Source organism: Streptomyces sp. NPDC014907 (assembly GCF_055562975.1).
In genome coordinates, this window is the sequence record NZ_JBVHEG010000008.1 from 194,852 (window position 1) to 209,270 (window position 14,419).

The 14,419-nt window shown below is 76.2% G+C and carries 12 protein-coding genes and 1 riboswitch; of the genes, 4 read left to right on the forward strand and 8 right to left on the reverse strand.

The window, feature by feature from the left end; all coding sequences use genetic code 11:
* Positions 1-63: 63 nt before the first annotated feature.
* Positions 64-1,167, reverse strand: coding sequence for a pyridoxal-phosphate-dependent aminotransferase family protein (locus tag ACZ3IL_RS21720; RefSeq protein WP_467392501.1), 1,104 nt, complete (start codon positions 1,165-1,167; stop codon positions 64-66).
* A 167-nt stretch (positions 1,168-1,334) separates the two neighbouring features.
* Between ACZ3IL_RS21720 and ACZ3IL_RS21725 the strand changes: the two genes are divergently transcribed.
* From ACZ3IL_RS21725 to ACZ3IL_RS21735, 3 genes are all read left to right on the forward strand, one after another.
* Positions 1,335-2,420 (forward strand): amidohydrolase family protein, encoded by a 1,086-nt coding sequence (locus ACZ3IL_RS21725; RefSeq protein WP_467392357.1) that lies wholly within the window; start codon positions 1,335-1,337, stop codon positions 2,418-2,420.
* Between the two features lie 188 nt (positions 2,421-2,608).
* On the forward strand, positions 2,609-3,328 hold the full coding sequence (locus ACZ3IL_RS21730) for a siderophore-interacting protein (protein WP_467392359.1): 720 nt from the start codon (positions 2,609-2,611) through the stop codon (positions 3,326-3,328).
* Between the two features lie 318 nt (positions 3,329-3,646).
* Positions 3,647-4,663, forward strand: a complete 1,017-nt coding sequence (locus tag ACZ3IL_RS21735) for an SCO1860 family LAETG-anchored protein (protein ID WP_467392361.1) — start codon at positions 3,647-3,649, stop codon at positions 4,661-4,663.
* 230 nt (positions 4,664-4,893) lie between these two features.
* Here the strand turns inward: ACZ3IL_RS21735 and cobC are convergent, their stop codons facing one another.
* Positions 4,894-5,946: an Rv2231c family pyridoxal phosphate-dependent protein CobC gene (gene cobC, locus ACZ3IL_RS21740; RefSeq protein WP_467392363.1), complete on the reverse strand. Its 1,053-nt coding sequence runs from the start codon at positions 5,944-5,946 to the stop codon at positions 4,894-4,896.
* A 14-nt stretch (positions 5,947-5,960) separates the two neighbouring features.
* Positions 5,961-6,557 carry a cobalamin biosynthesis protein gene (locus tag ACZ3IL_RS21745; RefSeq protein ID WP_467392366.1) on the reverse strand — a complete coding sequence of 199 codons (597 nt, stop codon included), beginning with the start codon at positions 6,555-6,557 and terminating at the stop codon, positions 5,961-5,963.
* A 66-nt stretch (positions 6,558-6,623) separates the two neighbouring features.
* Between ACZ3IL_RS21745 and ACZ3IL_RS21750 the strand changes: the two genes are divergently transcribed.
* Positions 6,624-7,352 carry a ZIP family metal transporter gene (locus tag ACZ3IL_RS21750; RefSeq protein WP_467392368.1) on the forward strand — a complete coding sequence of 243 codons (729 nt, stop codon included), beginning with the start codon at positions 6,624-6,626 and terminating at the stop codon, positions 7,350-7,352.
* Positions 7,353-7,354: 2 nt separating this feature from the next.
* Here ACZ3IL_RS21750 and ACZ3IL_RS21755 read toward each other — a convergent pair whose 3' ends face one another.
* From ACZ3IL_RS21755 to ACZ3IL_RS21775, 5 genes are all read right to left on the reverse strand, one after another.
* Positions 7,355-8,773 (reverse strand): cobyrinate a,c-diamide synthase, encoded by a 1,419-nt coding sequence (locus ACZ3IL_RS21755; RefSeq protein WP_467392370.1) that lies wholly within the window; start codon positions 8,771-8,773, stop codon positions 7,355-7,357.
* The gene (gene cobO, locus ACZ3IL_RS21760; RefSeq protein WP_467392372.1) at positions 8,767-9,375 is read right to left on the reverse strand and encodes a cob(I)yrinic acid a,c-diamide adenosyltransferase; all 609 of its coding nucleotides are present in this window, start codon (positions 9,373-9,375) and stop codon (positions 8,767-8,769) included. The genes ACZ3IL_RS21755 and cobO overlap by 7 nt, the downstream gene beginning before the upstream one ends.
* A complete protein-coding gene (locus tag ACZ3IL_RS21765) occupies positions 9,375-11,504 on the reverse strand; it encodes a putative cobaltochelatase (protein WP_467392374.1) in 2,130 nt (709 codons plus the stop codon). The genes cobO and ACZ3IL_RS21765 overlap by 1 nt, the downstream gene beginning before the upstream one ends.
* Positions 11,505-11,586: 82 nt before the next feature.
* Positions 11,587-13,095 carry a cobyric acid synthase gene (locus ACZ3IL_RS21770; RefSeq protein ID WP_467392376.1) on the reverse strand — a complete coding sequence of 503 codons (1,509 nt, stop codon included), beginning with the start codon at positions 13,093-13,095 and terminating at the stop codon, positions 11,587-11,589.
* Complete coding sequence (locus tag ACZ3IL_RS21775; RefSeq protein ID WP_467392378.1) at positions 13,092-14,069, reverse strand: cobalamin biosynthesis protein; 978 nt, start codon at positions 14,067-14,069, stop codon at positions 13,092-13,094. Before ACZ3IL_RS21775 ends, ACZ3IL_RS21770 begins: the two co-directional genes overlap by 4 nt.
* A gap of 54 nt (positions 14,070-14,123) precedes the next feature.
* A riboswitch (cobalamin riboswitch) is annotated at positions 14,124-14,197 on the reverse strand.
* Between the last annotated feature and the right edge of the window lie 222 nt (positions 14,198-14,419).

Below are 14,419 nucleotides of genomic sequence, written 5' to 3' on the forward strand. Positions count from 1 at the left end.
GGAGACGGCGCGCCCACCCGGCGGGAACCCGCCCGCGCGGACCCGTACGGGAGGCGGCGCGGACTACTGCTTCCAGGACTCCGTGACCGCCCGGCGCGCGCCCTCCATGTCCACCGAGCGGCCCGTCTCGCCGAGCGCCGCGCCCAGGGCGGCGAGCGAGGACTGCACGGCGCCCGGCGTCGCGTCCACCCCGTAGTGGTTGACCCGGATCATCTCGCCGGACAGCGCCCCGCCGCCCGCGATCAGCGGCAGCGACGGGTCGGCCGCGAGCGCCTTCGCCACCAGCTCCGAGGCGTTCACGCCCGCCGGGGCGCGCAGTGTCGTCGCCACCGGGGCCGCGTCCTCCGCCTCGTACACGTACGGCTCCAGGCCGCCGCCGAGCGCGAGCGCGCCCGCGCGGGTCGCGGCCGCCGCCGAGGCGTGCCGCGCCATCAGGGCGTCCAGGCCCTCCGCCTCGATCCGTTCGAGACAGGCCTCCAGGGCCAGCATCTCCAGCTGCGCCGGCGCGTGGAGGAGCGCCTTCCGGCCGCCGTCGATCCAGCGCTCCTTCCAGTCCAGGAGGGAGAGGTACGAGCGGCGCGGCGCGGCCGGGTTGGCGGCGAACCGCTCCCAGGCCCGCGCGCTCACCGACACCGCCGACACGCCCGCCGGACCGCCCATCGCCTTCTGCGCGCCGATGATGCACATGTCCACGCCCCACGCGTCCGGCAGCACCGGCTCCGCGCCGATCGACGCCACCGCGTCCAGGTAGAACAGCGCGTCGTGCGCCCGTACGACCTCACCGATCTCCGCGACCGGGTTGGTGTTGCCCGTCGCCGCCTCCGCGTGCACCAGGGACACGAAGTCGATCTCCGGGTGCTCGGCGAGCGCCCGCTCCACCTGCTCCGCCGTCACCGCCGTGTGGAACGGCACCGCCAGGTCCACCACGGTCGCCCCGCAGTCCCGCAGCCAGTCGCCGAAGGTCTGCCCGTACGGGCCGGTGACGACGTTCAGCGCGGTCGAACCGGCCCGCGCCCCGCTCCGGATGCACCCTTCGAGCGGCAGCAGCGCCTCGCCCTGGGTGATCACCACGTCCTGCTCCGTGGAGAGCAGCGCGGCCACCCGCCGCTCGATCGACGCGAAGTGCGCGGCGGTCAGCGGGGCCAGGTCCAGGAGCGGGTGTGTCACGGTCACGGTGGTGCCTTCTTCGGTTCGGTCCGGCGCGGACGCCGGTACGGGGGTCCGGTGCCGGGGCGGACGCGGGTCCGGTACGGGACGACTTCCGGCCAGGGTACCCAGCGGTACCGGCCCGGCCCCGGGGACCGCCCCCGGCCCCGCCCTCGTACAGTGCGGGCATGAGCGATCACGCGGTACTGCACGTGAAGGGGCGGGTGCTCGTCGGCCCCGAGGACGTCCGGGACGAACTGTGGTGCGTCGGCGGGCGGATCACCTTCGACCGGCCCGCCGCCGAGGCGGTGACCGTCGAGGGCTGGGTCCTTCCCGGACTGGTCGACGCCCACTGCCACGTCGGTCTCGACCGCCACGGTCCCGTCGACGCGGAGACCAGCGAGAAGCAGGCCCTCACCGACCGGGACGCCGGGACCCTGCTGATCCGGGACGCCGGTTCGCCCTCCGACACCCGCTGGATCGACGAGCGGGAGGACCTGCCCAAGGTCATCCGCGCGGGACGGCACATCGCCCGCACCCGCCGCTACATCCGCAACTACGCGCACGAGATCGAGCCCGCCGACCTCGTCGCGTACGTCGGCCGGGAGGCCCGCCGGGGCGACGGCTGGGTCAAGCTCGTCGGCGACTGGATCGACCGCGAGGCCGGCGACCTGACGCCCTGCTGGCCGCGCGCCGAGGTGGAGGCGGCCATCGCGGAGGCACACCGGCTGGGCGCCCGGGTCACCGCCCACTGTTTCGCGGAGGACTCGCTCCGCGACCTCGTCGAGGCGGGCATCGACTGCGTCGAGCACGCCACCGGACTCACCGAGGACACCGTCCCGCTCTTCGCCGAGCGGGGCGTCGCCATCGTCCCCACCCTGGTCAACATCGCGACCTTCCCGCGGCTCGCGGACGGCGGGCGGGAGAAGTTCCCCCGCTGGTCGGCCCACATGCGCCGGCTGTACGAGCGGCGCTACGACACGGTCCGCTCCGCCTTCGACGCGGGCGTCCCGGTCTTCGTCGGCACCGACGCGGGCGGCTCCCTCGCCCACGGCCTGGTCGCGGAGGAGGTCGTGGAACTGACCCGGGCCGGCATCCCGCCGCTCGACGCGCTCTCCGCCACCGCCTGGGGGGCCAGGTCCTGGCTGGGCCGCCCCTCCCTGGAGGAGGGCGCCCCCGCCGACCTCGTGGTCTACGGCGAGGACCCGCGCGCGGACGTCCGGGTCCTCGCCGCGCCGCGCCGGATCGTCGTCAACGGCCGCGTGGTGGGCTGACCGGAGGCGGGAAAAGGGAAACGGGAGGCGGGAAACGGGAGGCAAGTGCGGGAGCGGGGCGGAGGAGGGGGAGGCACCGGGAGCCCCGGTCCCGTTCGCGGTCCCGGAGATCCCCCGTTCCCCGGGCGTGGAGGTCAGGTTAGGCTGTCCTAAATTAATCCACGGTAACCACGGGGGAGGGGATCACGGTGGGTCACGGCTGGCAGGGCGCCGTCCTCAAGCTGATGCGCGGCAAGGACTTCACGTTCACGGTGACGGGGGCCGAGCGGGTCACCGACGACTACCGGCGGCTGCACTTCACGGACGGCGGCCTGCTCGCCGCCGCCGGGGTCCACCCGACGATGTGGGTCCGCGTCTGGTTCGACGACGGCGGCAAGCCGCACCAGCGCGCCTACACCCTCGTCGACCCCGACGTGGAGGCCGGCACCTTCAGCCTGGAGTTCGCCCTCCACGACGGGGTCGCGAGCGACTGGGCCCGCACCTGCGCCGTCGGCGACACCGTGGAGGCCACCCTCCAGGGCACCGGCTTCGAGACCCCCGACCCGCTTCCGGAGCGGCTGCTGGTGGTCGGCGACGCGGCCTCCCTGCCCGCGATCAACTCCCTGCTCGACGCCTTCCCGGACCTCCCGGCCACCCTCTGGTTCGAGACCCGCCACGCCTCCGACGAGGAACTGCCGTTCCGGACCGACCCCGCGCGCCACGACCTGCGCCGGGTGCCGCGCGAGCGGGGCGGCGCCGGGCTCGTCGCCCGCGTGAAGGCCGAACTGCCCGCGCTCGTCGGCCCCGACCCGTACGTCTGGATCGCCTGCGACACCTCGACGACCCGTGCGCTCGGGGGATACGCGCGCAAGGAGCTGGGCCTGCCCAAGGAGCGCGTCCACGCCCTCGGGTACTGGCGGGAGAGCTGAACGCGCCGGGTTGACGTCTCGTCACCGGGCCGTCACCGGAAGCGGAACGGATCGTTTACACCTTCTCCCGCTCGTCCCCGCCCCCACCGCGTTCGGTCTCCTGTGCGAAACGGAGGGGGCGGGAGCGGACGGTTGTAGGGAAAAGAATCGAAAATGAACGCGGAAACCCCCCTTTGGGGTGAACTCACTTCAGGCGAGCGCGGGTTCACCCTCCGTGCGTAAGGATTCCGGTGTCCCGAGCCGCCGGGACCGCGCCGCACCACCGTCCCCGTGGTGAGCGGCCGGCGGCGCCGTGCCTTCCGTGGGGGTTCCACCGCCTTGAACAGCACCACCTTCCGCATGCCCGTACGCCGTACCGCCGCCGCGGCGGCCGTCGCCGCCCTGACCGCCGGGCCCGTCCTCCTCGCGGCCCCGGCGGCGCACGCCTCGGGCGGCGAAGGACACGCCACCGCCGTCGTCCTGCGGACCGGCCTCGACGTCTCCCTCCTCGGCGAGGGGGTGAACGTGCCCGTGCGGGCCTCCCTCAACGAGGTCGAGGCGCCGGGGACCGAGAGCCGCACCGCGCTCTCGCTCAAGGTGCGGGGCGCCGAGGGCGACAGGCCGGTCGACATCCTCGCCGCCGACGTCGCCACCTCCGGGGCCACCGCCGACGAGAAGCGGGCCGAGGGACGCGTGAACCTCGTCAGGGCGCGCCTGCACGTCCCCGGCCTCCCCCTGCTCTCCCTCGTCGAGATCGAGAAGGTCACCGCCAGGGCGCTCTGCGCGGTGGGCGAGAAGCCGGTCGCCGAGGCGAACGTCCTCGGCCACGTGACCGTCCTCGGCAGGAAGACCACCCTCTCCTCGACCGGCCGGACCCGGGTCGCCGTGCCGGGCGTCGGCGAGGTCGCCCTCGACCTCTCCCGCACCTCCACGACCTCCCGCACCGCCGCCGCGACCGCCCTCGAACTCACGGTGCGCGTCGACCCCCTGGAACTGGGCGTCGCCCGGGTCCGGGGCACCGTGACGCTCGCCGGGGCGACCTGCGAGACGCCCGCGGGCGCGAAGCCGACGGAGAAGCCCACCGGGAAGCCCACGGAGCGGCCCACCGCGAAGCCGACGGAGAAGCCGGCGGAGCGGCCCACCGGGCGGCCCTCCGAGCGGCCCGCGACACCGCCCGCCCCCGGACCGGGCGACGGGGACGGCACCGGGACCGGCGGGGCCGCCCCCGCCGGGCACCTCGCCGAGACCGGGAGCGGCTCCGCCACCCCGTACGTCGCGGCCGGAGCGCTCGCCCTCGTCGCGGCCGGCGGCGGCGCCCTCGTACTGACCCGGTCGCGCGCCCGCTCGCGCGGCTGACGGCCCGAGGGGGAGGCGCGGGAGCGCCGCGGGGAAGACGGACGGGGCCCGGGGAGGGCGGTGGCGCCACCGCCCTCCCCGGGCCCCACCGCGCGGTCGCGCGCGGGAGCGGCGAAGGCGAGCGGGCCGGGCACGCCGGAGCGGACCCTCCGCACGGTCGCTCGCGGGACGACGCTCCCGGGCACCGGCGGCGGGCCGGCCCCGGACCCTCCGCGCCGCCGCGCGCGGGATCAGCCGCCCATCAACAGGGCCTGGTCGAGGGCCTGGAGGAAGCGGTTGGTCGTCGCCCGGTCCCGGACCGCCAGCCGCAGCCAGTTCCGGTCCAGACCCGGAAACGTGTCGCCCCGGCGCGCCGCGAACCCCAGCGACCGCAACCGCTCCCGCACCGCGTCCGCCCCGTCGATCCGGACCAGGACGAAGGGGCCCTCCGACTCCGTCACGGTCCGCACCTCGTCGAACTCCGCGAGTCCCGCCAGCAGATGGGCCCGCTCCACCCCGACCCGGTGCGCCGCGTGCTCGGCCTCCGCGAGCGCCGCCCGCGACATGCAGGCCTCCGCCGCCACCAGGGCGGGCGTCGACACCGGCCACAGCGGCTGCGCCCGCTCCAGGACCGCGACCGTCTCCGGCGCGGCGAGCACGTACCCGATCCGCAGCCCGGCCAGGCCCCAGGTCTTGGTGAGGCTCCGCAGCACCACGAGGCCCGGCACGTCGGTCCGCCCGGCCAGCGACTCCCGCTCGCCCGGCACCGCGTCCATGAAGGCCTCGTCCACCACCAGGGTCCGGCCCGGGCGGGCGAGCGCGGCGATCGAGCCGGCCGGATGCAGCACGGAGGTCGGGTTGGTGGGGTTGCCGACCACCACCAGGTCCGCGTCCTCCGGGACCGCCGCCGGGTCCAGCCGGAAACCGTCCTGCTCGCGCAGCAGCACCCGGCCCACCTCGTGCCCGGCGTCGCGCAGCGCCGCCTCCGGCTCGGTGAACTGCGGGTGCACCACCACAGGACGCCGCGCCGGCAGCGCCCGCGCGAGCAGGACGAAGGCCTCCGCCGCGCCGGCCGTCAGCAGCACCCGTTCCGGGGGCAGGCCGTGCCGCTCGGCGACCGCCGCCCGCGCGACCCGGCCGTCGGGATAGGCGGCGAGGCCGGTCAGGGAGTCGGCGATGCGCCTGCGCAGCCACTCCGGAGGCGTGTTCGTCCGGACGTTGACCGCCAGATCGATGAGTTTCTCGTCCCTGACCTCGGCGTCACCGTGGTGGCGCAGGTCGTGGGCGTCGGTATGCGTGTGCATGTCCATGGCCGCCGTCACGTGGGGGGTGTGGGGATGGTGGGGGGTGAGCCGGGTTCGCCAGCGATGTACCCGTGAGCCGGGGGCAACAACCGCGCGCCCGGAGCCTCTTCGCCGTACCGGACCGGGAGGGACGCGGCGAGGGCGCACGTCACGCGCCGGGTCTTCCGCTTCGGCACGAGCAGGACGGGCCGGACGGACGGGACCGGCGGCACGGTCCGGGCGCCGGCCGGGACACCCGTACCCGTACCCGTGTCCGCGTCCGCGTCCGTACGCGCCTCCGCGTCCGGGTCCGTATCCGCGCCCGCGTCCGTACCCGCGTCCGCGTCCGGAGACCCCGTGCGCGCCCCCGCTCCCGCCGCCAGCAGGGCCGCCGCCTCCGCCACCGACGGCGTGCCCGTCGCGGCCAGGGGCGGCGCCGACGGATGCGGTACGGGGACGGCCGCCAGCTCCCCTGCCGTGAAACCCCGCACCGGTACGCCGAGCGCCGCCGCGGCCCCGGCGATCCCGGGCTCCGCCGCCCGCGCGTCCAGCGTGGCGAGCGACCGGAGGTCCGCCCGCGTCAGCCCCGCCTCCCGCAGGACCTCCCCGGCCAGCGCCAGCACGTCGTCCACCGGGGTGCCCGGCCGGGCCCCCACACCGAGGTGCGCGGACGCCTCCCGATCCGGTAGCAAAGCCCCATGGCTGTAGTCGTCGCGCTCGGCGCGTTCCTCATGACGCTCTTCGGCGGTTGGGTCGCCGGACGCGTCACCGACCGCCGCCACCTCGTCCTCGGCCTGTCCGGCGGCCTCATGCTCGGCGTCGTCGGGCTCGACCTCCTGCCCGAGGCCCTGGAGGCCGCGGGCGGCGAGGTCTTCGCCGTTCCCGAAGCGCTGCTGCTCTTCGTCGGCGGCTTCCTCTTCGCCCACGTGCTGGAACGTCTCCTCGCCGTGCGCCGGGCCGCGCACGGCGTGGGGGCCGACGAGCGCGTCCCCCAGGTCGGTCTGACGGCCGCCGCCGCGATGGTCGGCCACAGCCTCATGGACGGCGTCGCGCTCGGCGCCGCCTTCCAGGTCGGCGGCGGCATGGGCGCCACCGTCGCCCTCGCCGTCATCACCCACGACTTCGCGGACGGCTTCAACACGTACACGATCACGAGCCTCTACGGGAACGCGCGCCGCAAGGCCGTCGCGATGCTCGTCGCGGACGCCGCCGCCCCGCTCCTCGGCGCCGCCTCCACCCTGCTGTTCACCCTTCCGGAGGAACTTCTCGGCGGCTATCTCGGCTTCTTCGGCGGCGCCCTGCTCTACCTCGCCGCCGCCGAGATCCTGCCGGAGGCCCACCACGACCACCCCGCCCGCTCCACCCTGCTGTGCACGGTGGCGGGCGTCGGCTTCATCTGGCTCGTGGTGGGGGCCTCCGGCGGCTGATCTCACGCGACCGGACCGCCCGCGACCGGACCGCCCGCGACCCCACCGCCGGTGGCACCCGCGACCGCACCGTCGGCGGCGCCCGCGCACCGCTCCACGAACCGCGCCGCCGCCCCGGGCGCGCCCGCCCAGTGCGTGTGCACGTAACTGGCGTGCACCCCTCCCCGCACGAAGCCCTCCACGCGCCGCTCGGGCTGCCGCAACCCCCACGCGGCCCGCTCCCCGGCGCCCGGCTCGATCACCGTGCGGTGGAACTCGTGCCCCCGCATCCGCGCCCCGGCCGGCGCGAGGACGCTGTCGCTGACGGCGACCGCGTCCCGGTACCCCAGCGTCAGCCGCTCCGACATGCGCGCGTCGGCGTCGAGCACCCCGCACATGGGCGCGCCGTCGAGCGACCGCGCCAGGTAGAGCAGCCCCGCGCACTCGGCCGCGACCGGCGCCCCCGACGCGGCGAGCGCGGCCACGGCCTTCCGCAGCGGCTCGTTGGCGGACAGCTCGCCCCCGTACACCTCGGGGAAGCCGCCGCCGATCACCAGCCCGGAGGTCCCCCGGGGCAGCGCCTCGTCGCGCAGCGGGTCGAAGGGGACGACCTCGGCCCCGGCGGCGGTCAGGAGTTCGGCGTGCTCGGCGTACGAGAAGGTGAACGCGGCCCCGCCGGCCACCGCGATCCGGGGCCGGCCCGCGACCGCGCGCCCCACGACCTCCGGCGACCACGCCTCCGCGGACAGTTCCGGAGCCGACCGCGCGAGTGCGAGCAGCGCCTCCATGTCGCACCCGGCCAGGACCTGTCCGGCCTGCGCCCCCACCGCCTCCACGGCGGCGGCCCGCCGCTCGGCCACCGGCACGAGCCCCAGGTGCCGCGACGGCGTCGCCACGGCGGGCGCCCGCCGCAGCACGCCGAGGACCGGCACCCCGGACTCCCCGAGCGCCTCCCGCAGCAGGTGCTCGTGCCGGTCGGTCGCCACCTTGTTGAGGATCACGCCCCCGATCCGCACCTCCGGGTCCCAGGACGCGAACCCGTGCACGAGCGCCGCCACCGAACGCGACTGCGACGACGCGTCCACGACGAGCACCACCGGTGCCTTCAGGAGCTTCGCCACCTGTGCGGTGGACGCCAGTTCGCCCTGGTCGGCGGCCCCGTCGTACAGACCCATGACGCCCTCGACGACGGCCAGGTCGCAGCCGCGCGACCCGTGCAGGAAGAGCGGCGCCACGAGCCCCGTGCCGCACATGTACGCGTCGAGGTTGCGTCCCGGGCGGCCCGTCGCGAGCGCGTGGTAGCCGGGGTCGATGTAGTCCGGGCCGACCTTGTGCGGGGAGACGGCCAGGCCGCGGCCCGCGAACGCGGCCATCAGGCCGGTCGCGACCGTGGTCTTGCCCGCGCCCGAGGAGGGCGCGGCGATGACGAGGCGCGCTACCACTCGATGCCCCGCTGGCCCTTCTGGCCGGCGTCCATCGGATGCTTGACCTTGGACATGTCGGTGACGAGGTCCGCGAAGTCGACCAGTTCCGCCGGGGCGTTGCGGCCGGTGATGACGACGTGCTGCTGCCCGGGACGGTCGCGCAGCACCTCCACGACCTCGTTCACGTCGATCCAGCCCCAGTGCAGCAGATAGGCGAACTCGTCGAGGACGTAGAACTTGTAGCGCTCCTCCGCGAGGTCCCGCTTGACCTGCTCCCAGCCCTCGCGCGCCTTGTCCTCGTGCGACTGCTCGCCCTCGGCGACCTCGCGCTGGATCCAGGACCAGCCCTCGCCCATCTTGTTCCAGGTGACCGTGCCGCCCTTGCCCGTCTCGCCGAGCGCCTTGAGGGCGTTCTCCTCGCCGACCCGCCACTTGGCGGACTTCACGAACTGGAACACCCCGATCGGCCAGCCCTGGTTCCAGGCGCGCAGCGCCATGCCGAAGGCGGCGGTCGACTTCCCCTTGCCGACGCCCGTGTGCACCATCACCAGCGCGCGGTTGCGTCGCTGACGGGTGGTCAGTCCGTCGTCGGGAACGACGGTCGGCTGTCCCTGCGGCATTAAGCGGCCCTCCTGGTTGTCTGCGCTGCGTGTCCCTGACCTGCCTGTACGTCCCTGACGAGCCCGGCGATCGAGTCGGCGCGCAGCTCGTCCAGCGTCACGGCGGTGCCGCCGAGTTCACGGGCGAGCTGTGCCGCGAGCCCCAGCCGCACCGGCCCGGACTCGCAGTCCACGACGACCGACGCCGTGCCCTCGGCGGCGTGCAGCCGCGCCGCGCGGGCGGCGAGCGCCACCGGATCGCCGGCCGCGCGCCCCCCGGTCGCCCGCCCGTCGGTGACCACGACGAGCAGGGGGCGGCGCGAGGGGTCCCGCAGCCGTTCCACCCGCAGCACGTCGTGGGCCTTGAGCAGCCCGGCCGAGAGGGGGGTGCGACCGCCCGTCGGAAGCTGTTCGAGCCGCGCGGCGGCCGCGTCCACGGACGAGGTCGGCGGCAGCGCCACCTCGGCGTCCTTGCCCCGGAAGGTGATCAGGCCGACCTTGTCGCGCCGCTGGTAGGCGTCGAGGAGCAGCGAGAGCACCGCTCCCTTGACGGCGCTCATCCGCTGCCGGGCCGCCATCGAACCCGAGGCGTCGACCGCGAAGAGCACGAGGTTGCCCTCGCGGCCCTCCCGGGTCGCCTGCCGCAGGTCGTCCCGCCGGACGACGAGCCCCGGTCCGGTCCGCCCGCGCGCCCTCTGGTGCGGGGCGGCCGCCTGCACGGTCGCCGCCAGGTGCAGCTTGGTCAGCGCGCCCCGGGGGCGGGTGGAACCGGTCGTCCGGCCGTGCTCGGTCCGGGCCCGGGAGCGGCGCCCGGACGCGCCCTCGCCGAGACCGGGCACGCTCAGGACCCTGGTGCGGAAGGGTTCGGCGGCCCCGACGGCGGCGCGCTCGCCGGAACCGGCACCCGCCCCGGCCTCCCGCGAGGCGGGCGCGGAGCCGGGTACGGGCGCCTCCTCCGGGGCCGGTGCGTCCTCCGGCGCCGGTACGTCCTGGGGCGCGGGTCCGTCGCCCTGCGGCGGGACCCCGCCGCCGTCCGGGCCGCCCCCGCCGGGACCGCCGTCCGGACCGCCCCCGCCGTCACCCGGTCCGCCGTCCCCCGGGCCGTCCGGCTCCGGGTCCGGCTCGGGGTCGGGGTCCTCGCCCTTGAACCGTTCCAGGGTCTCGTCGAGCTTCTCCTCGTCGAGTCCGGGCGCGTCGAAGGGCGAGCGCCGGCGGCGGTGGGGGAGGGCCAGGAGCGCGGCCTGCCGCACGTCCCCGGAGGTCACCTCGGTCCGCCCGGCCCAGGCGGCGAGGGCGGTGGCCGTGCGGGCCATGACGATGTCGGCGCGCATGCCGTCCACCTCGAACGCGGCGCAGGTCGCGGCGATCTGGAGCAGGACGGCGTCCCCGAGCACCACCCGAGGCAGCAACTCCCGGGCGACGACGACCCGTTCGCGCAGCGCGGCCTCCTCGCCGGCCCAGCGCGCGGCGAACGCGGCCGGGTCGTCCTCGAAGGCGAGCCGCCGCCGCACGACCTCCACCCGCTGCTCCGGCTCGCGGGAGGCGGCGACCTCCACGGTGAGCCCGAACCGGTCGAGCAGCTGCGGCCGCAGCTCGCCCTCCTCGGGGTTCATGGTCCCGACCAGCAGGAACCGGGCGGCGTGCCGCACGGAGACGCCCTCGCGCTCGACGTTCGAGAAGCCCATGGCGGCGGCGTCGAGCAGCAGGTCGATCAGGTGGTCGTGGAGGAGGTTGACCTCGTCGACGTACAGGATGCCCCGGTGGGCGTCGGCGAGCAGTCCCGGCTCGAAGGCCTTCACGCCCTCCGCGAGGGCCTTCTCGATGTCGAGGGAGCCGACGAGCCGGTCCTCGGAGGCGCCGACGGGCAGTTCGACCATCCGCGCGGGCCGCTCGGCCCCCGCGTCCGCCCCGTGCGGCCCGTCCGGGCAGTCCGGGTCCGGCGAGGCCGGGTCGCAGCTGAACCGGCAGCCCGCGACCACCGGCACGGCGGGCAGCAGCTCCGCGAGCGCCCGTACGGCGGTGGACTTCGCGGTCCCCTTCTCGCCCCGGACCAGCACACCGCCCACGGCGGGGCTGACGGCGTTCAGGAGCAGCGCGAGCCGCAGGTCGTCCATGCCGACGACCGCGGTGAACGGATACCGGATGCTCATCGGACGGTCTCTCCCTCGGATCGCTGATGTGTGCGTGACGGCGTACGGCCGCCGGTGGCGGGCCCGTGGAGGCCCCCGGCCCTCACGGTGCTCCCGGCGGCACGAACGGCAGCCCCGCGGGGGCGCCCTCCTCGATCAGCCGCAGCAGCGCGTCCGTGTCCGCGTGCTCCTCGATCAGGTCGCCGAGCCGGTCGAGCTGTTCCTCGCGCAGCGCCTCGAACGACGTGTCGGGGGCGGGGACGAACCGGCGCCCGGCCGCCGCCGCGACCTCCCGCAGGAACGCCCGCCGGAAGCCGTCGCTCTCCAGCGAGCCGTGCCAGTGGGTGCCCCACACGGAGCCGACCCGGCAGCCGTCCAGGAACGGTTCTCCGCCCCGTACGTCCGCGACGCCGTGGTGGATCTCGTACCCCTCCACCCGTTCGCCGAGCGCCTCGCCGACCGGCCGGGCCAGGGTCTTCCCGGTCTCGAACCGCACCCGCACGGGAAGCAGCCCGAGCCCGTCGACCACACCGGCCCCCGACTCGACCTCGTCCTCGATCCGCTCGCCGAGGACCTGGAAGCCGCCGCAGACGCCGAGCACCGGGCGGCCCTCGGCCGCGCGCCGGGCCAGGGCGTCCGCGAGGCCGCGTTCCCGCAGCCAGGCGAGCGCCCTCACCGTGCCGCGCGTGCCGGGCACGACCACGAGGTCCGCGTCGGCCAGCTCCTCGGGACGGTCCACGAACCGGACGACCACGCCCGGCTCGGCCGCGAGCGCGTCCACGTCCGTGAAGTTCGACATCAGCGGTACGGCGCACACGGCGACCCGCAGCACGTCCGCGCCGACCGGCGGCGCCACGACCGACTCGCGGACGGCGCCCCGCAGCGACACGCGCAGGCCGTCCTCCTCGTCGATGCCGAGCCCGTGCGCGTACGGCAGGACGCCGAGGGTCCGCCGTCCCGTCAGGCCGTACAGCATGTCGAGACCCGGTTCGAGCAGGCTCACGTCGCCCCGGAACTTGTTCACCAGGTACCCGGCGACGAGCGACTGGTCCTCGGGGGACAGCAGCGCCGTCGTGCCGAAGAACTGGGCGAAGACCCCGCCCCGGTCGATGTCCCCGACCACCACCACGGGCAGCCGCGCGGCCCGCGCCACGCCCATGTTCACGATGTCGGTGCGCCGCAGGTTGATCTCGGCCGGGCTGCCGGCGCCTTCGCAGATCACCGCGTCGTACGTGCTCCGCAGCTCCTCCAGGCAGGCCATGACCGGCTCGAACAGATCCTTCTGGCGTCCCCCGTGGTAGCCGCGCGCGCTCAGCTCGCCCACCGGCTTCCCCATCAGGACGACCTGGCTGGACCGGTCGCCGCCCGGCTTGAGCAGCACCGGGTTCATCAGGGCGGTCGGCTCGACCCGGGCGGCCCGCGCCTGCATGGCCTGGGCCCGCCCGATCTCGGCGCCCTCGCGGGTGACGAAGGAGTTGAGGGACATGTTCTGTCCCTTGAACGGCGCCACCTTCAGGCCCTTGCGGACCAGCCAGCGGCAGATCCCGGCCGTCACGACGCTCTTGCCCGCGTCGGACGTGGTCCCGGCGACGAGCAGCCCCCCGCCCCTCATGCGCTCCTCCGCTTTCCGCTCCCGCGCTTCACGGCGTCGGCGATCAGGCGGCCGCCCACACAGACGGCCAGGGTCAGTGCGGTCACCCGGCGCGAGAGCGCCACCGCCCGTTCGATGTCGGCCACCTCGACGGCCCGCCCCTCCCCGTTCAGCACCGGCCGGTGCTCGACCCGGCCGCCGTAGGAGAGGGTGCCGCCGAGCCGTACGCCCAGCGCGCCCGCGAAGGCGGCCTCGACCGGGCCCGCGTTGGGGCTCGGGTGCTTCGGCGCGTCCGCCCGCCAGGCCCGCGCGGCCCCGCGCGGGTCTCCGCCCGCGACGGTCGCGAGCACGGCCGTCAGGCGCGCGCCCGGCCAGCCGGCCAGGTCGTCGAGCCGGGCCGAGGCCCAGCCGAAACGGCGGTGACGGGGGGACTTGTGGCCGACCATCGCGTCCAGGGTGTTGACGGCCCGGAAGCCCACGAGCCCCGGCACGCCCGCGACCGCGCCCCAGAAGAGGGCGCCGACCACGGCGTCCGAGGTGTTCTCGGCGACCGACTCGACGACCGCGCGGGCCGTCGCGGGGCCGTCCAGGGACTGCGGGTCGCGCCCGCACAGGTGCGGCAGCCGCTCACGGGCCGCCTCCAGGTCCCCGGCGGCCAGCGCCCCGCCGATCGCGCGGGCCTCCCGCCCCAGGGTGGTGCCGCCGACGACGGCCCACACGGAGGCGGCGGTCAGCGCCGCGGCGGCGGCCGGCCGGCCGCGCACGGTCCTGGTGGCGAGGACGCCGAGCGCGACGGCGGAACCGGCGCAGACGGCGGTGTGCAGGGCGCCCCAGCCCCGGTGGTCGTGGTGGAGGCGCCGCTCGACGGCGCCCGCCGCGCGGCCGAAGACGGCGACGGGATGGCCGCGGCGGGGGTCGCCGAGGACGAGGTCGAGGGCGAGACCCGCGGCCGCGCCGTACGCGAAGACGCCGGTGGCTCTGGTGCGGCCGGGCATGGTGCTGTGTCCTCACTCAGGGTCCGCGCCCTGGATCGACGTGACCGGCGGCGAGAGTTCCTGGCTCCCGGACCCCTCGGGTCCGGTCACAGTGGCGGGACCGCGCCGGATTCGCACCGGGCTTCCTCTGCTGCCGCCGTCATGGCCCCGGCAGTCCACCACGCCCCGAGAACGGGCGTCAACTCCCCCTTGACCTGCGGCGGCGCACTGTGCGGAGTGCCACAGACACGGAAACCGGGCGGGGGGGGCCCCCCCCGGGGGGGGGCCCCCCCCGCCGGCGGGGGGGGGGGGGGCGGGGGGGGCCCGCCCCCGCGGCGGGGGCGGGGGGGCCGGGCGGGGGGGCCCGCGGC

What these genes read in the sequence shown, in the direction of transcription:
- cobC (WP_467392363.1), bottom strand. Translation starts at nt 5,946, where the DNA reads ATGCACACGCATACCGACGCCCACGACCTGCGCCACCACGGTGACGCC.
- cobO (WP_467392372.1), bottom strand. Translation starts at nt 9,375, where the DNA reads ATGCCGCAGGGACAGCCGACCGTCGTTCCCGACGACGGACTGACCACC.
- ACZ3IL_RS21725 (WP_467392357.1), top strand. Translation starts at nt 1,335, where the DNA reads ATGAGCGATCACGCGGTACTGCACGTGAAGGGGCGGGTGCTCGTCGGC.
- ACZ3IL_RS21770 (WP_467392376.1), bottom strand. Translation starts at nt 13,095, where the DNA reads ATGAGGGGCGGGGGGCTGCTCGTCGCCGGGACCACGTCCGACGCGGGC.
- ACZ3IL_RS21765 (WP_467392374.1), bottom strand. Translation starts at nt 11,504, where the DNA reads ATGAGCATCCGGTATCCGTTCACCGCGGTCGTCGGCATGGACGACCTG.
- ACZ3IL_RS21750 (WP_467392368.1), top strand. Translation starts at nt 6,624, where the DNA reads ATGGCTGTAGTCGTCGCGCTCGGCGCGTTCCTCATGACGCTCTTCGGC.
- ACZ3IL_RS21775 (WP_467392378.1), bottom strand. Translation starts at nt 14,069, where the DNA reads ATGCCCGGCCGCACCAGAGCCACCGGCGTCTTCGCGTACGGCGCGGCC.